Origin of the sequence: Constrictibacter sp. MBR-5 (assembly GCF_040549485.1) — a bacterium.
In the GTDB taxonomy this organism is placed as follows: Bacteria; Pseudomonadota; Alphaproteobacteria; order JAJUGE01; family JAJUGE01; genus Constrictibacter.
The window spans coordinates 1-21,210 of sequence record NZ_JBEPTK010000007.1; the positions used below are offsets into that span (position 1 = coordinate 1).

Genomic DNA, 21,210 nt, shown 5'->3' on the forward strand with positions numbered 1-21,210 from the left:
CCATCGGCCGCATCGTCGACCTCTACTCGCCCGCCGAATGCGCGAATTACTTCGCCAAAGCAGGCTATGACGCAGATTGATCGGAAAACGCTCTAACTTCCTCTCCCTCGCGCTCCAATCCTACACCGCGCGCACCAGCACGTGGCGCTTGCGCCCCGCCGACAGCTTCACCACCCCGTCCGCGGTCATGTCGGCCAGCGTCACGGACTGGTCCTCGGCCGCGAACGGTGCGTCGTTGATCCGCCCGCCGCCGCCGCGGATCAGGCGGCGCGCCTCGCCGTTGCTCGCGGCGAGATCGGCCCGGCGCATCAGTTCGAACGCCGGTATCCCCTTCTCCAGGTCGGCCCGCGGCACCTCGATGGTCGGCAGGCTCTCGGCGAGCGCGCCCTCCTCGAAGGTGCGGCGCGCGGTCTCCGCCGCCGCCTCGGCCGCCGACGCACCGCGCGCCATGCGCGTCGCCTCGGTGGCGAGCACCTTCTTCGCCTCGTTGATCTCCTGCCCCTGGAGCGCCTCCAGCCGGGCGATCTCGTCGAGCGGCAGCTCGGTGAACAGGCGCAGGAAGCGCCCGACGTCGGCATCGTCAGTGTTGCGCCAGAACTGCCAGTAGTCCCAGCTCGGCAGGCGCTCCTCGTTCAGCCAGACGGCGCCCTGGGCGGTCTTGCCCATCTTGGCGCCCGAGGCGGTGGTCAGCAGCGGCGTCGTCAGGCCGATCAGCTCAAGCCCACCGACCCGGCGGCCGAGTTCGACACCGCTGACGATGTTCCCCCACTGGTCGGAGCCGCCCATCTGCAGCACGCAGCCGTGGCGCTTCGCCAGTTCGACGAAGTCGTAGGACTGCAGGACCATGTAGTTGAATTCGAGGAAGGTCAGCGGCTGCTCGCGCTCCAGGCGCAGGCGGACGCTGTCCATCGACAGCATCCGGTTGACCGAGAAATGCCGGCCGTAGTCGCGCAGGAACGGGATGTAGGCCAGCCGGTCCAGCCAGTCCGCGTTGTTCACCATCACCGCGTCGGTCGGACCCTCGCCGAAGGTCAGGAAAGGCTCGAACGCCCGCTTGATGCCGGCCATGTTGGCGGCGATGTCGTCGTCGGTGAGCAGCTTTCGCGTCTCGTCCTTGCCCGACGGATCGCCGACCTTCGTCGTGCCGCCGCCCATGAGGACGATCGGCTTGTGGCCGGTCCGCTGCAGCCAGCGCAGCATCATGATGGAGACGAGGTGGCCGACATGCAGGCTGTCGCCGGTGCAGTCGAAGCCGATATAGGCCGTGATCGGCCCCTTCGCCGCGCGCGCGTCGAGCGCCTCCTCATCCGTGCACTGATGCACGAAACCGCGGTCGCTGATGGTGCGCAGGAAGTCCGAGCGCATGGCCGATCCTCGATGAAAAATTCAGTCGCGGGATTTAGCATGGCGATCCGCCCACGACCAAGCCGTGCCCTGCACCTATCCCACCTGGAATAGGCTCATTGAGCGGTTGGAGCCCGACAGAATGGATCTCTTGCGAGTCACGACGATCGGCTTCACGAAGTCCAGCGCTGCGCACTTCTTCGGACGCCTCCGGGCCGCCGGCGTCCGGCGCGTCATGGACGTCCGCCTGCACAACACCTCGCAGCTCGCGGGCTTCGCGAAAGCGGACGACCTCGCCTGGTTCCTGAAGAGCCTCGGCGGCATCGACTATGTTCACGAGCCTCTTCTGGCGCCCACCGCCGACATCCTGGACGCCTTCAAGAAGCGCAAGGGTGACTGGCGGCTCTATGAGCGGCAGTTTCTCGACCTCATGCAGTCCCGCCGCATCGAAACGACGCTCGCCCCCGACGCATTCGACGGCACCTGCCTCCTCTGCTCGGAGGCGACGCCGCACCACTGCCACCGACGGCTGGTCGTGGACTACCTGAACGCGAAATGGCACGGCCGTCTCGCCGTCGAACACCTGTGAGGCGCGGCGCTCATGCGAGAAACGTCGCGATCGCAGCTGCCATCGCTTCGGGCCGGTCGAGTTCGGCCAGATGCCCTGCGCCTTCGATCCGCCGGATCGTGACGGGGCCGGCGATCGCCGCCTGGAACCGCGCGGCGTAACCGAAGGGGATGATGCGGTCCTCGGCTCCCCACAGCAACAGCGTCGGGCAGCGGACCAGATGCAGCCGCCGTTCGACGCCGGTGCGGCCGAGCGGCCAGAGGTACCGGGCGGCGGCCTCGGCGGCGCGGGTCTGCTCGATCGGCCATTCGACCGAGTTCGCGCCCTCGGGCGCCGCCTTCAGCCAGGTCCAGCGCTCGGGATCGGCGCAGAGGCCGGACGCCACGTCCTGGGGCTTCTGCGCCCAGATGTCGGCCGTCGGCTCGGCATCCTCGTAGAGGCCGAAGGGTGCGGTCAGCACCAGCCGGCGCACCATGCCCGGCCACAGCGCCGCGACCTCCAGCGCCAGCGCGCCGGTCACCGAGGAGGCGACGAGATCGCCCGCCTCCAGCCCGGCACCGCCGAGCAGGTCGCGGGTCGCGACGATCCAGTCGAGCAGGTTGTCCAGCCGGTCATGGCCGAGGCCGCCGGGATAGCCCGGCAGCGACGGCGCCACCACGGTGCGCGTCTCGGCCAACCGGTCCAGGAACGGCGTCCATTTCGGCAGCCCGCCGAAACCCGGCAGGTAGAACAGCGGCGCACCGCCGCCCTTGCGCCAGACGCGGCAGGGGCTGCCGTTCACGTCGATGGTGTCGGTGGTCGGATCGGTCATGTCCGGCACGTCACACGGCGGCGCGCGGCGTGAAGGCCTGCGGCAGCGTCCGCTCGGCCGCCGGCATCGGGTTCGGCCACCAGCGGTCCTCCCATTCCTCGAACAGGTCCTTCAGCTGCGGCATCACCTGCTCGGCGAAGAGCTTCGTGTTGTGCATGGTCAGCTGCTTGCTCATGTTGCCGAACTGCAGCAGCAGCATGAGGTGGCCGACGTGCAGATTGACCGCCACCTCGCGCAGCTTAGCCGCGACCTCGTCCGGCGTGCCGACGATGACGTAGCCGGCTTCGAGGATGTCGTCGAAGCTGCGGGCGTTCTTGCGGACCTTCTGCACCTCGGCGCCGAACTGGGCGCTGGCCTTGCCGACCTGGCTTTCGATCCCGGCGCGGATGGTCGCCTCGGTCGTGTACCCCGGCGGCGTCGCGAAGCGGCTGTCGACGTGCAGGCAGCGGTCGTAGAAATACTCGGCCGGCTCCTTGTAGAGCTTCAGCGCCTCCTCGTGCGTCTCGGCGACGCCGACGAACTGGAGGAAGCCGGCGCGGTAGGGATTCCGGTCCTTGCCGAGCCGCTCCATCTCGGCCCAGAAGCCCTTCATCGTCGCCTCGCCGGCCTTGTAGCCGTAGTAGGAGAGGTACGAGTAGACATAGTCCATCTCGGCGCACCAGTGCCACGTCTCGACCGAGCCGCCGCCCGGCACCCAGACCGGCGGGTGCGGCTGCTGCACCGGGCGCGGCCAGATGTTGACGTAGCGCTGCTGGTTGAAGCGGCCGTTGAAGGTGAAGGGCTCCGGCTCGGTCCAGGCGCGCATGACCAGGTCGTGCGCCTCCAGGTAGCGGGCGCGCAGCATGCTGGGATTCTGGCCGTAGGCGTAGCAGGTGTCCATCGGCGTGCCGACCGGGAAGCCGGCGATCAGGCGACCGCCCGAGATGCAGTCCAGCATCGCGAACTCCTCCGCCACGCGGGTCGGCGGGTTGTAGAGCGCCAGGCTGTTGCCCATCACGCAGATCGCCGTGTCGGTGGTGCGCCGCGCGAGCGTCGACGCGATCAGGTTGGGCGAAGGCATGATGCCGTAGCCGTTGGAATGGTGCTCGTTGACGCAGATCGCGTCGAAGCCGCAGTCGGCCGCGAACTCCAGTTCGTCCATGAAGTCGTTGTACATGGCGTGGGCGCGGCGCGGATCGAAGTTGCGGCTGCTGATGTCGACCCAGACGCTCGGATTCGTCTCGCGGAAGTCGTCCGGCAGCTCGGTGTACGGCATCAGGTGGAACCACAGCAGCTTCATCGCTTCCTCCGGCCCTCGCGTTCTCTCGGATCAGCCTACAGCCGGCCCGCGGCCCGGACAAACCCATGTCGGCGCCCGCCCGCGTTATCGTCGGCCCATGCTACTCTCGTCGAAACGAGAGACTGCGAGGAACGATGCCGACCTATCTGAAACGCTCCGGCGAAGCCGCCGCCTTCGACCGCCGCCAGGTGGAGGAGACCGTCCGGCGGATGCTCGACGACATCGAGCGCAACCGCGACGAGGCGGTGCGGCGCTATGCGCGCGACCTCGACAAGTGGCAGGCCGACGGCTTCCGCGTCTCCGAGGACCGCATCCGCGACGTCGCCCAGCGCATCCCGGAGAGCTTCAAGGAGGACTACGCCTACGCCCTGCGCCAGGTACAGACCTTCGCCCGGCACCAGCGCGAGACGATGCAGGACCTGGAGATCGAGACGGAGCCGGGGGTCATCCTCGGCCATCGCCACGTGCCGGTACAGCGCGTCGGCTGCTACGTGCCGGGCGGCAAATATCCGCTGGTTGCGGGTGCCATGATGAGCGTCGGCACCGCGGCAGTGGCCGGGGTCGAGCACATCGTCGGCTGCGCCCCGCCGCGCGACGCCGACGGCATGTACCCCTACACGCTCTACGCCTTCCATGCCGCCGGCGCGCACGCGATCTACGACATCGGCGGCGTCCAGGCGCTGGCGGCGATGGCGCACGGCTGCGTCGGCATCGCGCCCGTGGACATGATCGTCGGTCCCGGCAATCCCTATGTCGCCGAGGCGAAGCGCCAGCTGTTCGGCATCGTCGGCATCGACCTGCTCGCCGGACCGACCGAGATCCTGGTCATCGCCGACGAGACGGCCGACCCCGCGCTGGTGGCGACCGACCTGCTCGGCCAGGCGGAGCACGGTCCGGACAGCCCGGTCTGGCTGGTCACCACCTCGCGCGCGCTCGGCGAGGCCGTGGCGAAGGAGATGGACCGCCAGCTGGAGACGCTGCCGACCGCGGCGGTCGCGGGCAAGGCCTGGGCGAACAACGGCGAGATCGTCCTGGTCGACAGCCACGAGGAGGCGGTCGCCGTCTCCGACGCCTATGCGCCGGAGCATCTGGAGGTGCTGACCGGCCGCGACGACTGGTACCGCGAGCATCTGCGCAATTACGGCAGCCTGTTCGTCGGCGAGGAGAGCACGGTCGCCTATGGCGACAAGGGCGTCGGCACCAACCACACCCTGCCGACCGGCCGCGCCGCCCGCTACACCGGCGGCCTCTGGGTCGGCAAGTACCTGAAGACCTTGACCTGGCAGCGCCTGACGCCGGAGGCGAGCCGCAGGATCGCCCCCGTCATGGCCCGCATCTGCGAAGCCGAAGGCATGCTCGCCCACAAACTGACCGCCGACGTGCGCTACGCCCGCTACGCCCCGCGCAACGAGTAGCCGCCCCCACAGCGGCACCGCCGAACGCAAGAACGCCCGGCCGATCGGCCGGGCGTTCTGCGTCGGGCGTAAAGCCCCGCGTCAGAAGACGAAGTCGTCCTGATGGAGGGTGGTGCGGGTGACGTCGAGGAGCGTCAGCGTATCGCCGCTGCCCATGTCGATCACCGTGTCGGCGCCCACCTGGGTCGAGTTGGCCAGGATATCGGCGAAGTCATTCAGCATCGCGATCCCGGCGAGGTCGATCCAGTCGTCGGTACCGGCCCCGGCGGTGAAGTCGGTGATCGTGTCGCTGCCCGGAGCGGCGGTGAAGACGAAGCGATCGTTGCCGCTGCCGCCCGTCAGCAGATCATCGCCACCGCGTCCGTTGATGACGTCGTCACCCTCGCGGCCGTCGAGGATGTTGGCACCGCCGTCGCCGAGGATGGTGTCGGTCCACTGGCCACCCTCCACATTCTCGATGCTGGCGAAGGCCTCCACCAGCGGACCGGCCGGCCCGAACCGCATGCCGCCCAGGGCCAAGTCGATGTTGAGAACGACGCCGGGCGTGGCGAACGCGTAGGACACCGTGTCGTTGCCCGCTCCACCATCGAACGTGTCCGCGCCGACTCCGCCCGACAGCCAGTCGTCGCCATCGCCGCCGCGCAATATGTCGACGCCGTCGCCGCCGTCGAGCCGGTCGTCGCCGCCGCGACCTTCCAGCGTGTCGTTGCCGGCACCACCGTCGAGCTGGTTGGCACCGCCGTCGCCGAAGAGCTGATCGTGGCCGCCGCCGCCGATCACGTTTTCGACGTTGATCACGCTCTCGATCGGCGTCGGGCTGCTCGGGAAGCGCATGATCCCCGCTGCGAGGTCGACGATGACGGGAGATGTCGCGTTGGCGAAGGCATAGGAAACCGTGTCAGTGCCATCGCCGCCGTCGAACGAGTCGGCGCCTGTTCCGCCGGACATCCAATCGTCGCCGTCACCGCCGAACAAGGAGTCGACGCCGTCGCCGCCGTCCAGGATATCGTCGCCCCCACGGCCGTAGAGCTGATCGTTGCCCGTACCGCCATCCAGCCTGTTGGCGAGGCTATCGCCATAGAGACGGTCGTGACCGGCACCGCCGATGACGGCCTCGACATCGACGATGCTCTCCAATGCGGTGGCGGAGCCGACGAAGCGCATGTCGCCGCGAGCGAGATCGACGTCGACCGGCGCCGTCGATGGGGCGAAGGCGTAGGTGACGGTGTCGAAGCCCGACCCGCCGTCGAAACTGTCGATGTTCGCTCCGCCGTCGAGCAGGTCGTCGCCGTCGCCGCCGGCCAGCGCGTCCTGCCCGTCGTCGCCGATCAGGTGATTGTCGCCGGCATTGCCGGTCAGGACGTTGTTGCCGGAAGTGCCGGTACCGGTGAGGTCCGCATCGCCGATGAGGGTCAGGTTCTCCAGGTTCGCACCGAGGGTCCAGTCGATCGCCGCGCGCACGGTGTCCATACCGGCCCCGACGCCCTCCAGAACCTGATCGCTCGCGTGATCGACCACGTAGGTGTCGTTGCCGATACCGCCTTTCATCAGGTCTGCCGCAGCGATCCAGGCGACGGAACCGACCAGGTCCACCGTGTGCTTGCCCGTCGCGTCGGTCGTCGTCCTTCCCGCCCCGTCGATCAGGCGCAGGTCGGCAACCAGACCGGCCTCGGCAGGATCGATCACGGCCGTACGCGCCGCCTCGGTGGCCGACAGCGCCCTGTCCCAGAAGCGCATGCCGTACATGTCGCCCCGGAATGCCTGGGCGGCGCTGTACAGGCCGCCCTCGATGTCCTGTTCCTGGCCCAGGACGATCATGCCACCGGCCGCGAGGGTGTAGCCCGCCTGGTGGGTCGCGGCGAAGACCTGCGTGCCGTTGTCATAGACGCGCAGGTCGCCGGATGCGCTCTGCCACGTCACCGTCAGGCGATGATCCGCGCCGTCCGCGATGTTGAGGCCGGTCGAAACGGCGACGTTGCCGATCCACACCTGCACGTTCTGCTGGTTGAAGATCAGGATGTCGTTGTCGTTCGGGTAGCCGCCCGTCGCGTAGGAGAACAGCGCGTGGGTCTTCGTGGTGTCCGTGGTGCGGACGTCCAGCTCGATGCTGAACGCCGTGGAGGCCATGTCCGCCACGTCCCGGATCTCGACGGCGGAGGTCGCCGAACCGTCGAACACCAGCCCGCCGTCGCCCTGCAGCCAGTCGTTGCCGGCGAGACCGACGAGTTCGTCGCTGCCGCCGCGTCCGACCAGAAGGTTGTTGCCGGCCTGTCCGGTGACGGTGTTGGCGCCACCGTTGCCGTAGCCGTCGATGTTGCCCGTGCCGAGCAGCAGCATGTTCTCGACGTTCGCCGGAAGCCCCATCGAGATATCGGTCCGGACGGTATCGGTACCCTGGCCGCCCAGTTCGGTCACCCGGTCGCCCGCCTCGTCGACGTAGTAGGTGTCGTTTCCGGTGCCGCCGACCATCGTATCGGCACCGGCGTTCCCCTGCAGGATGTCGTTGCCGCCGCCGCCCTGGAGCGAGTCGTTGCCGGCGCCGCCCCAGAAGGTGTTGTTGCCGTTGTCGCCGATCAGCGTGTCGTTCGCGCTGCCGCCGGTGACGTTCTCGATGTTGGTGAGCGTGACGGCGCCGATGCTGGAGCCGTTGCCGGTCCCGGTGGCGAGGTTGACGAACACCGCCTGGGTCTGGACCGAGGCGTCGTACATGTCGACCCCGGCCTTGCCGTCCATGACGTCGCCGCCGGCACTGGCGAAGATCCGGTTGGCCGCGTCGTTGCCCGAGATCGTGTCCTTGCCGTCGCCGCCGCGAACGTTCTCGAACCCGATCAGCTGATCGACGCCGATTTCGACGCCCGCCCCGACATTGTTCGCCAGATCGACCGTCACGGACTGGGTGGCGTTGCGGTAGTTGATCAGGTCGATGCCAGTCCCGCCGTCGTAGAGGTCGTCGCCCGCACCGCCGATCACGTGATCGTCTCCGATGCCGCCGGTGACCGTGTCATTGCCGGCTCCGGCCTCGACCGTGTCGTTGCCGTCGCCGCCGTCGATCGTGTCGCCGCCGCTGCCGCCGTTCACCGCGTCGTTGCCGGCCAGCATCGTGGCGCTCTGCCCACCGGCGCCGAGCTGCACGGTATCCGCGCCGGCCGTGCCGAAGACCGCGAGCCCGGCCGTCGCGTTGGCGACCAGTGCGGTACCCGCGGACAGCTGCACCCGCTCCACCGCGGCGATGCTGCCGACGTTCATGTCGAACGTCCCGGTTCCGGACACCGTCACCGTGTCGGTGCCGCTGCCGCCGTCGATCGTCTCTCCCGCGACATAGTCCGCGATGGTCACGTTGAAGTTGTCGGTGCCCGCGCCGCCGGAGAGCGCGTCCGCACCCAGGCCGCCGGCGATGGTGTCGTCGCCCTCGCCGCCGCCGAGCGTGTCGACGCCTGCGGAACCGGTCAGCACGTCATTGCCCCCGGCACCGTCGAAGGTGACGGCGAGGTCGGTCGCGGCACCGGCGTTCATGGTGTCGGCACCGGTCCCGCCGGTGACGTCGATGCCCGCCAGCCCTGTCCCGGCGAAGCCGCCGGTGAGGGTGACCGTGCCCCCGCCGTCGCCGGTGGCGATCGTCAGGTTCTCGATGCTCGTCGCGGTCAGGTCGTCGCTGCCGTCGTTGCCGACATCGACCAGGAAGCGCGCGTTGGCGCCGTCCGCCTCGACGGTGAAGCTCTCCGCCGCCGCCGTTCCGGATACCGACAGCGTGTCGGTACCGGTGCCGCCGTCGACCGTGTCGATTCCGTCGCCGACCGTGTAGAGCACGAGGTCGTCGCCGGCGCCGCCGTCGATCGCGTCGTCGCCGTCGCCGCCCTCCAGCGTGTCGTCGCCGTCGCCGCCCTGCAGCGTGTCGTCCCCGGCGAGGCCCGCCAGGACGTTGGCGCCGCCGTTGCCGACGATCGTATTCGCCGTGGCGTTGCCGGTGGCGTCTGGGTTCGGGTCGGTACCGCCGTCCTCCAGGATGATCCGGTCGACGCCCTCCGCCGCCACGATGTCGCGGGCGTCGATCGCGATGACCTCGCCGGTGACCGTGTTGCCGATCAGGACCGGCTGCTCCACCGCGTCCGCGTCGTCGTAAGCGAAGGTGACGTCGCCGTCGATGCCGTTGCCGGACAATTCGATCTCGCCGGAGAGGAAGACCAGCACGTCGCCGGTGACGCCGGTATTGCCGAGCAGGTCGACCCCGTCGACGTTGCCGACCGTCAGGGCCAGCGCGCCGGCCGCCGCGATCAGCGTGTTCTGGATGACGAGACCGGTGATGCTCGCCGGCTTGGCCGTGTAGCTGCCCGAGTCTCCCGGATATCCGCGGGCCGACACGTAGATGGCCTCGCCCGTCCCGGTGCCGTCGACACCGGATCCGGTCAGCGTGGAATTGAGGATCCGGATGTCGCCGTAGTCGGCGAACTTCAGGTTGATGTCGATGCCGTTGTTCGACGAATAGCCACCGTCGGTGCCGCTGTTCTCGACGGTGATGCCGTCGAAGGTCGCGTCGTCCAGCTTCTCGACGTAGATGCCCTTGCGCAGGTTCTCGCTGAAGGTGGTGCCGTTGAAGGTGACGTCGGTGACGGTCGAGAGGCCGTCGTTCGCCTGGTAGGCGACGAAGCCTTGGACGTTGCCGTCCATCGACCCGCCGGTGACCGTCATGCCGTCAATCGAACCGGTCGTCGAAACCCGCATGCCCACCGACGTGTTCCCGTCCAGCGCCGTGTCTGTGAGCGACAGGTTGGTCAGCACGGCGGCGTTGTGGACGTTGAAGCCGTTGCCGTTGCCGGTCGCCGTGACGCCGTCGAGCGACAGGCCGTCGACCGCGCTGTTCACGTGGATGCCGTTTGCGAAGCCCTGGACCGTCAGCCCCTCGATCGATGCAGCGCTGGCGGTCACGGTGATGCCGTTGCCGCTGCCGGGGGTGCCGCTCTGGACCACCGTGCCGGCCTCGCCGGACAGGGTGATCGCCTTGTCCAGGGTCAGGGTCTCGGTATAGGTGCCGGCCGTCGCGAAGACGGTGTCGCCACCCGCACTCGCGTCGATCGCCGCCTGGATCGTCTCGTAGGTGGCGATGACCGAGCCGCCGCGGATCAGGTCGACCGAACCGCCCAGGCCGACCGTCTCGTCGGCGAACTGCAGGGCCTCGACGCCCGTCACCGTGTCGGTGCCGTCGGCACCGACGATCTGATAGGTGCCGCCACCCTGGTTGGTGACGGCGTAGTCGGCGGCATTGCCTGCGAAGACGGCCGTGTCGTTTCCGGCGCCGCCGGTGATGGTGTCGTCGCCGTCACCGCCGGTGACCGTCAGGTCGGCGCCGACCACGGCGCTGCCGTCGATCGTATCGCCGCCGGCGCCGCCGGTGACCGCGATCGTGTCGACGCCCGCGGCCGCGAAATCACCGGTCAGCGTCACGGCATCGCCGCCGTCGCCGGTCTCGATCTCCAGGATCTCGACGCTGGTCGCATCGACCTCCGCCCCGGCGTCGCCGCCGGCATCGACCGTGAAGCCGCCGGCACCTGCCGTGACCGTGAAGGTCTCGGCACCCGCCGTCCCGGAGACGGCCAGCGTGTCGGTGCCGGTGCCGCCGTCGACGCCGTCCTGACCCTCGCCGACCGTATAGGCGATGGTGTCGGCGCCGCCGGCGCCGTCGATCGTGTCGTTGCCGGCGCCGCCGTCGATGGCGTTGGCGCCGCTGTTGCCGGTGATCGCGTTGTCGAGGTCGTTGCCGGTCACGGAGACCGCGCCGGTGCCTTCGAGCCGCAGGCTGGCCGCCGTGGCGCGTTGTTCATGTCGAAGGCGAGCGGGGTGCGGATGGTGGTCGCACCGGTGAAGCCGTCGAACAGGTTCTCACCCGCGCTGCCGGTCAGTGCATTGCCGCTGCCCCACAGTTCCAGGGCCGCCCATTCGCTGCTGCCGTCGAAGACGTTGCCGCTGAGGGTACCACCTTCGGATTCGAGGCCGAGCAGCGGGCCGTTGGGCGCACTGCCGGAGAAGTTGTTGTCGATGAAGTCGACCCCGGTCGAGGCGAGCCCGACACTGGTCGCGCCGTTGACGTAGACCAGCTGAGTCGCCGTACCGTCGAAGACGTTGCCGACGAAGCTGAGCGACGAGACGCCGCCCTCGGTCAGCAGCGCGTTGTTGCCGGACGCGGTGAGCGTGCTGCCCTGGACCGACACCGCCGACGCGCCCTGCGCCACGTAGAGGGCCGCACCGCCACCGGCGCCCGCCGCCAGGGTGAAGCCGTGGCCGGCCTCGTCGCCGATCACGACACCGGTGACGCCGGGCTGGATGCGGATCGCCGAGGCGTTCGCCGCGGCCGGGCCGGTGACCGTGGTCGCGGCCGGCCCTTCCAGTGCCAGCAACGTCACGCTCTTGTCGACCAGGATGCCGCCGGTGTGCGCGCCCGGTGCCACCAGGATGGTGTCGCCGGCGGTCGCGGCGTCGATCGCCGCCTGGATCGACATGTTGCCGCCGTCGGCGAGCCAGACCGTCGCGTCGCCGAAGGCCACCGCCTCGATCCCGTCGAGCGTGTCCGTTCCCCCGGTTCCGGTCACCGTCCAGGTGCTGCTGCCGCCGTCGTAGCCGAATGCGGCGATGTCGAAGGCGTCGGTGACGACCGCCATGTCCTCGCCGGCACCGCCGACGAGCGTATCGTCGCCGCCGGCGCCCGTGAGGATGTCGTCGCCGTCGCCGCCCGCCAGGACGTTGGCATCCGCGTCGCCCGTGATGTCGTCCGCGCCGGCGCCGCCGGTGACGTTCTCGATCCCGGTCAGCGTATCGGTGCCGACGCCCGCGCCGCTCGCCGTTCCGACGCCGAGGTCGACCACGATGCCGTCCGTATCGGCGGCATAGCTCGCCGTGTCGGTGCCCGCGCCGCCGTCGATGGCGTCGTCGCCGGCGCGGCCCTCCAGGATGTTGTCGCCGTCGTTGCCGGTGAGCGTGTTGGCCGCGTCGTTGCCGGTGCCGTCGATGTCGCCCGAGCCGGTCAGGGTCAGGGTCTCGACGTTCGCGGCCAGGGTGTGGTCGACGCTCGCCTGGAGCGTATCGATACCCTCGCCCGGGGCCTCGACCACGGCGTCGCCGGCATCGTCGACCATATAGGTGTCGTCGCCCGCGCCGCCGGCCATGGTGTCGGCACCGGCGCCGCCGTCGATCAGGTTGGCGCCGTCATTGCCGGTGATGACGTTGTCCGCGGCGTTGCCGACGACGGAGAGCGGCGCGTCGCCGTCCAGGGTGACCGCGACGATCCCGTCGTCGAGGGTGATCGGACCGGCCGTCACGCCCGCGTCCGCCGCGATCGTCAGGCCCTCCACGGTGACCACGATCGGCCCCTCGGCGGTGTAGTCGCCGGACGCGATCTCGATCCGGAAATCTTCGCTGGCCGCGGCGACGGCGTCGGTGATCGTCCCGTGCGTCGAGACCACCGCGCCCAGCGTGTTCTTCAGCAGCACCGGGTTGGTGTCGATCGTCTCCAGGATCGTCTGGTCGACGGCGATGCCACCGGCCACGTCGATGCTGGTGAACCAGCCGTAGCGGTTGCCGCCGATCTCGGTGGCGATGGCGTCCTGGGCGCTCTCGCGCACCTCGGTGAACAACCAGTTGCCGGAGGCGTCGTACAGGTTCATCGCCACGGCCAGGTTGCCGTCGGCGTTCTCGTAGAAGCGGTGCTCGAAGACGTACCAGCCGGAGGCGCCCACCGCGTAGTTGTTCTGGGTCTCCAGATTCTCGCGCGGGGCCGCCGAGGCGTTGTTGCTGCCGCCGACGAGCAGGGCGCCCGTGCTGGCGTCCTTGGTCACGCTGAAGACGAAGTCGCGCTGATGCGCGCCGTCGCTGCCCGTGGCCGCTACGGAATATTCGAAGCCTTCGCCCGCTGCCCAGTCGGTGTCGAGATAGACGGCCGTGCTGGTCTTCCAGGCGCCGGTCCAGGTGTTGGTGTAGCCCTGGAAGCGAGTGAACGGACCGCTGCCGGTTTCCGTGAAGATCGCGTGCGACGTGCCGTCGAACGAGGCGATGCCGTTCGTGTTCGACGCCACCACCTGCACGGCGCCGTAGTCGCCGCCGTCGACCCAGCCGGCGCCGCCGTCCTCGAAGCCTTCCGAGAAGCGTTCGCGCGCCCCAGCGAAATCCGGGCTGTTCGCGTCGAGTTCGAACTTGATGGCGCTGTCGGAGAACCGGACGCTTTCGATCCCGGTCAGGGTATCGGTGCCGTCGCCACCCGCATGCGAGACCTGGAAGGTCCCTTCCCCGGTCTTGGTGATCGTGTAGGCGCTGCGCGCCCCGTCATATTCGGCGACGTCGTCGCCGCCCGCACCGCCCGCCAGCGTGTCGTCGCCGGCACCGCCGGAGAGGACGTCGTCGCCCGCGCCGCCGCTGATGACGTCGCTGCCGCCGTTACCGGCCGCCGTCTGGCCGCCGTCGCCGAGCTGGATGGCGTCGTCGCCTTCGCTGCCCGCGATCGACAGACCCGCCGTGTCGTCGGCGGTGAAGTCGGTGGCGACCGCCAGTTCGACCGTCTCGATGCCGCCGATCGTGGCGTCCGCCATGTTCAGCGTGCCGCCACCCTCGACGAGCAGCGTGTCGGTCCCGGCGCCGCCGTCGATGGTGTCGGAGGCGAAGCCCGCCGCCGTCGCGACGATCGTGTCGTCGCCGCCGCCGCCGGACACGATGTCGTTCCCCTCGCCGCCGTCCAGATAGTCGGCCGCACTGCCGCCGACGAGAACGTCGTCACCGGCCAAGCCGTAGAGCGAACCGCCGGCGTCCGTGCCGCCGATGTCGTTCGCGACCAGCCAGTCGTCGCCTGCCGTGCCGGTGAAGTCGTCCGCCCCGGTGCCGCCCAGGACGAGGAGCGATCCTTCCGGAATGGCGAGCCCGCGGTCGTCCGTCGCGCCGTTGCCGGTCGCGGAGAGGTCGAAATCGACCGCGCTCGTCAGGTTGCGGAAGTTGAACTCGGTGTCGACGTTGCTGAACGTGTTGTTCGTGATGTTGTCGACGGGGTTCGGCACGGTCACGCCGACCGCGATGCCCGTCCCGCTGTTCACGAAGCTGTTGCCGTCGATCGTCACGCCGGCGGTGAAGCTGTCGGCGTTGATCGCCGAACGGCTGTTCTCGAAGACGTTGCCGACGATCGACTGGTTGCCGCCGTTCGAGTAGATGGCGCTGCGCCATGTATCGCCAGCGTAGACATACTCGTTGCCGCCGGTGAACAGGTTGCCCTCGACGTTCGCCGTCACGCCGGTCGAAAGCACGATGCCGCGATGCGTCTGCGCGCTGCCGGAGCCGACGAAGGCCCCCGGATTCGGGTTGACCGTGCCGGTCGGCGTGCGTTCGAAGACCGAGTTGACGATCTCGTGCGTCCCGGCGCCACCGACCGACAGTGCGACGCGGTTGTCGCCGATGCTGTTGGTCCACGCGGTCTCGTCCAGCACCTTCACGCCGTCGATGGTGACGTCGTCGGCGGAGTTGATCACGATCGTGCCGGTGATGACGGATTCGGCGCCGCGCGCGCCGCTGCCCGCGATGCCGTCGTTGGCGCCGCGGATCGTGACGCCGATGCCGATGCTGACATTCTCGTCGTAGACGCCGGCATCGAGCACCAGTTCGTCGCCCGTCGCGGCGTCAGCCATGGCGTCGGCGATCGTGTCGTAGGTCTGGAAGACGGCGCCCGCCTTCAGCAGTTCGACGCGGCCGTCGAGGGCGACGCTGCCGCCCTCGCCCGTGAACTGAAGCGTCTCGACGTCGTCCTGGACGGTGTCGGTGCCGTCGGTGCCGACGACCGTGAATGTGCCGTCCTCGTTGTCGGTGATCGCGTAGTCCGCACGGTCGCCCGAGAGCAGGAGCGTGTCCGCCCCGTCGCCGCCCGCCACCGTGTCCTGGCCGGCGCCGCCGACCAGCAGGTCGTCCCCGGCACCGCCGGTCAGCGTGTCGTCGCCGGCCCCGCCGTCGAGCATCACCGAAGCGCCGCTCGCGTCGCCCGCGTCCAGCGCGTCGGCGCCTTCCCCGCCGGTGACCGAGATCTTCGCCAGGCCCGCAGCCGCGAGATCGCCATCGAGAGTGACGGTGTCGTCGCCGTCGCCGGTCGCGATGTCCAGCGTCTCGATGCCGGTCACGGCGGTCGCGGCCCCGTTCACCGCCATGCCGAAGCTGCCGCTGGCAGCCGAAACGTCGACCGTGTCGGCCGCGGCGCTGCCCGTCACGCCCAGGGTATCGGACCCGGTGCCGCCGTCGACGGAATCCTGGCCGTCGCCGGCCGCGTAGGTCACGGTGTCGTTGCCGGCGCCGGCGTCGATCGTGTCGTCGTCGGCACCGCCGACCAGCGTGTCGTGGCCTTCGCCGCCGATCAGCGTGTCGTTGCCGGCGAGACCTGTGAGGACATTGTCGCCGCTGTTGCCGGTGATGACGTTGCCGAGTTCGTTGCCGGTGCCGTTCAGGTCGTCGAACACCTGATAGGCGACGTCGTCGAAGTAGAAGCCCTGGCGGTTGCCGCCGGCGCCGTCGGCCGGGAACGGATTGTTCTGCCCGCCCGCCGCGCGGAAGAACACGCGGCTCACCTGGTTCGCCTCGGCGGCCGTATCGTGGTCCTGGCCCAGATGAAAGTCGCGATAGTTCTCGAACGTCGTCGAGGTGCCGATCATCTCGCCGTCGAGGAAGATCTCGATGACGTCGTCGTTCTGTCCGTCTCCGAAGACGACGCGCGCCGACAGCGTGTGGAAGGCCGTGGGGTCGATGTCCGCCGCCAGCGTGCGATAGCCCGTCGCGAAGTCGAAGTCGTAGAGCACACCGCTGTCGTTCGACCAGGAGTCGACCGTGGTGCCCGGCTCGCTGACGGCGATGCGCAGGCCGGTGCCCTCGACGCCGGTATGCTCGATGATCAGCGCGTTGTTGCGGTCGGTGCCCGCCTCGTTGCCGAAATCGATCTCGATGCGCGAGCCGTCGGCCGTCTCCTGGACCGGCCGGAAGCGCAGCGAGAAGCTCATCGACTGGGCGTCCGCCGTCGTCGACAGCTCCCCGGCGGTCGCGGCCAGGGCGGGGGTGTACGGGCCGCCGAAGTCGCTGGAGCCGGGATCGTTGGTGACGAGCATGACGTTGCCCTCGGCACCGCCGATGTCGACGATCTCGGGCTGCGCCTGGCCGGGCTTGTTCCAGCCGTTCTCGCCGTTGGTCAGCGGCCCCGTCGTGAAGTCGCCGAAGTCCTCGACGTTCGAGGCGATCTCCGCGAGCGTCAGATTCTCGACGTTCGCCGCCAGCGTGTGGTCGACCGAGGCGACCACCGTGTCGGTACCTTCGTCCGCCGCCTCGACGACCGTGTCGCCGGCGTCGTCGACGGCGTAGGTGTCGCTGCCGGTGCCGCCGCGCACCTCGTCCGCACCGGCGCCGCCGGTGAGCACGTCGTCGCCGCCGCCGCCGACCAGCAGGTCGTCGCCGGTCCCGCCGGAGATGTCGTTGGCGACGTCGCTGCCGACGATGATGTCGTCTGCGAGGTCGCTGGCGATGACCGCGCTGTCGCTGCCGGTGACCGTGTTCGCCGCCAGGATCGCGTCGAGCAGCAGATCCTGCTGCGTCGCGTCGGCGAAGACCACGTCGATGTCGGTGAACGTGTTGCCGGTGACGACGACGTTCGTCGGCCCGAGGTTCGTCTGCCCCGTCTCCCCGAAGCGAATGGCGAGTTCCGTGCGGGTCGCGTAGCTGCCGGTGTTGACGAAGCTGTTGCCGGTCACCGTGACGCCGTCGAGCGTCGCGGGATTGGCACCGTAGGTCGGGCCGTCATCCCGTGCCTTGATCGCCAGCGCCGCGGTATAGTTGACCCCGTTACGCAGGTCGAAGAACCGCCCAGAATCCTCGAACAGCGAGTTCTGGATCGTGATGTCCTCGTAGCTGCCGTACTTCAGGTTGATGTCGATGCCGCCCAGGACGCCGCTGAGGAACGTCGCGGTGGTCTCCAGGTTGCCGCTGTTCACGATCTGGATGCTGTCGAAGATCGCGTTGCTCAACTTTTCGGCGTAAATGCCCTTGGCGGCGTTGCCGTTGAACGTCGAATTGGAGACGTTCACGTCGGTAACCGTCGGACCGCCGACCGCGGCCTCGAAGTACCAGCCGAAGGGGCTGTCGTCGAAGTGGCTGTCGGTGACCGTCAGTCCGTCGATGCCGCCGTTTCCGGTGACCCAAAGGCCCGCGGGGCTGGTGTTCACCACGCCGCCGCCGCTGCCGGAGAAGGACACTCCGTCGAGCAGCAGGTTCTCGATCGCGGTATCGACGAACATGCCGCGATTGTATCCGGTCGCACCGATCCCACGGACCGTCACGTCGTCGGCCGCGACGGTGATGCCGTAGCCCGCGTTGCCGGGACCGGTCAGGACCGTGGATTCGTCGCCGTAGCCCAGCAGGGTCAGCGACTTGTCGATCGTCAGCGTGCCGGTGTGGACGCCCGAGGCCATCAGCACCGTGTCGCCGGCGCCCGCGTCGGCCACCGCATCCTGTGCGGTGCGCACCGTGCCGTCGGCCAGCCAGACCAGCGCGTCGTTGAACTGCACCGCCTCGACGCCGGTCAGCGTATCGACACCGTCGGCGGTCGTGAGCGTCCATTCGCCGTCGGCGAAGCTGAGCTTGTCGATGGTGAAGCCGTCGGCGACGGTCACGATGTCCTGACCGGCGCCGCCCTCGATCGTGTCCGCGCCGGCGCCGCTGACGATGCCGTCGTCGCCCGCGCCCGCGTCGGCCGCCTGACCTCCCGCGCCCAGGACGACCGTGTCGGCGCCCGCGCTGCCGGTAATCGCCAGGCCGGCCGTATCGTCGGCGGTGAAGGCGGTCGGAGACGTCAGCAGCACCGCCTCGACGTTCGTGACGGTGCCGTCGTTCATGTCGAACGTGCCGCCGCCGCTGACGACCAGCGTGTCCTGGCCGTCACCGCCGTCGATCTGGTCGCCGTCGAAGTCGGCGGCCGTCACGACGAAGGCGTCTTCGCCGTCGCCGCCCGACATGACGTCGCTGCCCGGCGTGCCGGACCAGACGTCGGCGTCCGCATCGCCGCCGATGAAGACGTTGCCGGCATAGGTCGCCTTCGGATCGGCGTTCTGCACGAACACGCCGTTCGTGAAGCCAGCCCCGCTGTTGTCGAAACTGTTGTTGCTGATCTCGGTATCCGGACCGCGCGAACGCAGGCCGGCCGCATACGTGAAGCCGGTGAAGCTGTTGCCGTCGATCGTCCCGCCGACGACATCGATGGTGACGAGATTGTTGCCACGCGCGACGTTCGCACCGTCGAGGGCGCCCGCCGTGCCCGTCACCTCGTTGTCGGTGAACGTGACGTTCTGCGTGTGGGTGACCCCGGCACCGCCGCCGATCGCCACCAGCTGCCGCGGCAGGTTCTGCTCGGTGAACTGCGTGCTGAAATAGCCGCCGCCCCAGGTCTGTTCGGGCAGCGTCTCGCCCGTGAAGGTCTTGCCCGAGAAGACGTTGCCGGCGACGGTCATGCCGTCGATGTTGGCGTTGTACTCGGCCAGCAGACCGCCTTCGCCGTCTGCGCGGATGTCGTTGCCGGCGACCGTGAGGTTCGCGTGCCCCGTCGCGGAGTTGCGGATGTAGAGGGCCGCATGCTCGATGCCGGGCGTCGTCACGTCGTAGCCGACGATCGTGAATCCGGCGCCGGCACCGCCGATCGTCAGCCCGTCCGTCGCCCCCGAGACGTCGATCGTGCCGAGCAGGCCGCTGCCCGCCGCGCCCTGGATGGTGGTCGCGTCCCGGCCGTCCATGGAGATCAGGCTGATCGACTTTCCCGCGATCGCGACGTTCTCGACATAGGTGCCCGGCGCCACCAGCACCACGTCGCCGTCGACCGCCGCCGTCACGCCGGCCTGGATCGTCGCGGTCTCGCTGCTGCCGCCGACGACGTGCACCTCAAGGTCGTCGAACGTCAGCGTCTCCGCACCGGAGACGCGCGTGGTCCCGTCGGCTCCCGCCACGAGCAGGCCGCCGGTGGACGCGTCCCGGGTGATCGTGAAATCGGCGTAGTCGCCGCCGAACACGACGGTGTCGGCGCCCGCGCCGGCATCGATCGTGTCGGCGCCGCCGCCGCCGGTGATGGTGTCGTCGCCAGCGCCGCCGACGAGCACGTTGGCACTGTCCGTACCGATCAGCGTGTCGTTACCGGCACCCGCGATGGCGTTTTCGATGTTCATCAGCTGGTCGTTGCCGACGGCGGCGCCGTTGTTCGCCGAACCGGATTCCGCGTCGAGGTCGATCGTGATGTTGCTGCCCGCCGTCAGGTGGCCGGCATTGTAGGTGTCGCTGCCGCCGCGGCCGTCGATCAGGTCGTTGCCGGCGCTGGCGAAGATCATGTTGTCGCCGGCGTCGCCATAGATCGTGTCGTCGCCGGCGCCGCCCGCGACGTTCTCGATCGACGTCAGCGTGTCGGTACCGGTCTGGACGCCGCCGAACGCGATGCCGCTCGTCGGCGTGAAGGCCAGGTCGACGAAGATGCCGTCGCTGTTGGCGCTGCCGTCATAGGTGTCGGTTCCGGCACCGCCGGCCATCGTATCGTTGCCGCCGGCGCTGACGAACCAGTCGTTCCCGGCCGTCCCGGCGGGGGTGTTGCTGTTGCCGGGCAGGTCGTAGATCACGTTGACCAGCGCCGCGGGATCCGGCTGGAAGCCGGCCGCCGCCGCGCTGTCCGTGCCGCTGGCCGTGAAGCTGGCGATCGTCACGCCGCCGGAGAAGACGGCCTGCACCGCGCGGAGATCGTCGCTGCCGACCCAGTTGGCCGACGCGTCGATCGTTTCGCCGCCATAGTTGTTGACCGCGTTCGTGCCGGGCAGAAGCTCGAAGCTGTTGCCGGTGACGCTGTTCCCGGCTGCCGTGCTCGATGCGCCGATGCCCTCGCCGACATTGCCGACGAAGCTGTTGTTGGCGATGGTCGTGCCGCCCATCCCGTCCGACCCGATGCCGGCCCAGTTCGCCTGGATCAGATTGTTCTGGATGGTCAGCAGGCCGGAGGTCGGATTGACATAGATGCCTGTGACGAAGTCGGCGATCGCGTTGCCGGTCACCGTCACGTTCGCCGCGCCGCCGACCGTCTCTATGCCGCGCGTCACGGGGGCCCCCTCGGCTCCGGCGCCGGTCAGAATGCTGTTGGCGATCAGGATCGCGTCCGCCTGCGCGACGATCGCGCTGCCGGCGGTGTCGCGCTGGAAGGTGAGGCCGTCGATCGTCACGCCGGCGGCGGTGACGGTCCACTGGCCGTCCGTGATGACGGTCTCGCCGCCGGCGCGCGCCACGGTCGAAGACGCCGCGTCGCCCATCTGCGCGCCGACGATCGTGACGCTCTTGTCGATGGTCAGGTTTCCGGAGAAGGACCCGGCGACGATGTGAATGACGTCCCCGGATGCTCCCGCGGCATCCAGCGCTGCCTGAATCGTCTCGAAGGAGTCGACGTGGTTCGCGCCTTCCGTGACGACATAAAGATCAGCCATACCCCGACCCCTCCGCATCTGTGCGCTCCAGGGCCGCCTCATGCGGCCCTGATCGAAGGGCAAGGGATCCCGTTCCCGGAATCGTTCGATTCCAGAAGCAGCCGGCGTGACGCACATCGACCGTGTCGGGCCGGGGCCTTATTGCCCCCGGGTGCCGCACGCCTCGTGCCCGCTCGGGCCGTAACGGATCAGATGTAGTTGTCCCCCGCGCCTCCTCGACGCCGACGATAGCCTTCGCATTAATCCTTTTTCAACCATTTTATACCCGTTTCCCGCGCACTTATGGTTAACGCGACGCAGCTTTT

The 21,210-nt window shown here is 69.1% G+C and carries 7 protein-coding genes; 2 read left to right on the forward strand and 5 right to left on the reverse strand.

What is annotated here, in order from left to right:
- Positions 1–120: 120 nt before the first annotated feature.
- Positions 121–1,365: a tyrosine--tRNA ligase gene (tyrS, locus tag ABIE65_RS15565; RefSeq protein WP_354078888.1), complete on the reverse strand. Its 1,245-nt coding sequence runs from the start codon at positions 1,363–1,365 to the stop codon at positions 121–123.
- A 121-nt stretch (positions 1,366–1,486) separates the two neighbouring features.
- Between tyrS and ABIE65_RS15570 the strand changes: the two genes are divergently transcribed.
- Complete coding sequence (locus ABIE65_RS15570; protein ID WP_354078889.1) at positions 1,487–1,933, forward strand: DUF488 domain-containing protein; 447 nt, start codon at positions 1,487–1,489, stop codon at positions 1,931–1,933.
- Between the two features lie 10 nt (positions 1,934–1,943).
- Here the strand turns inward: ABIE65_RS15570 and ABIE65_RS15575 are convergent, their stop codons facing one another.
- The gene (locus ABIE65_RS15575; RefSeq protein WP_354078890.1) at positions 1,944–2,723 is read right to left on the reverse strand and encodes an alpha/beta fold hydrolase; all 780 of its coding nucleotides are present in this window, start codon (positions 2,721–2,723) and stop codon (positions 1,944–1,946) included.
- A 10-nt stretch (positions 2,724–2,733) separates the two neighbouring features.
- Complete coding sequence (locus ABIE65_RS15580; RefSeq protein ID WP_354078891.1) at positions 2,734–4,002, reverse strand: LLM class flavin-dependent oxidoreductase; 1,269 nt, start codon at positions 4,000–4,002, stop codon at positions 2,734–2,736.
- Positions 4,003–4,136: 134 nt separating this feature from the next.
- On the opposite strand from ABIE65_RS15580, the gene hisD reads away from it, so the two are divergent.
- On the forward strand, positions 4,137–5,417 hold the full coding sequence (hisD, locus tag ABIE65_RS15585) for a histidinol dehydrogenase (RefSeq protein WP_354078892.1): 1,281 nt from the start codon (positions 4,137–4,139) through the stop codon (positions 5,415–5,417).
- An 81-nt stretch (positions 5,418–5,498) separates the two neighbouring features.
- Here hisD and ABIE65_RS15590 read toward each other — a convergent pair whose 3' ends face one another.
- Positions 5,499–11,177, reverse strand: coding sequence for a hypothetical protein (locus tag ABIE65_RS15590; RefSeq protein WP_354078893.1), 5,679 nt, complete (start codon positions 11,175–11,177; stop codon positions 5,499–5,501).
- On the reverse strand, positions 11,174–20,905 hold the full coding sequence (locus ABIE65_RS15595; protein ID WP_354078894.1) for a right-handed parallel beta-helix repeat-containing protein: 9,732 nt from the start codon (positions 20,903–20,905) through the stop codon (positions 11,174–11,176). Before ABIE65_RS15595 ends, ABIE65_RS15590 begins: the two co-directional genes overlap by 4 nt.
- Positions 20,906–21,210 lie beyond the last annotated feature (305 nt).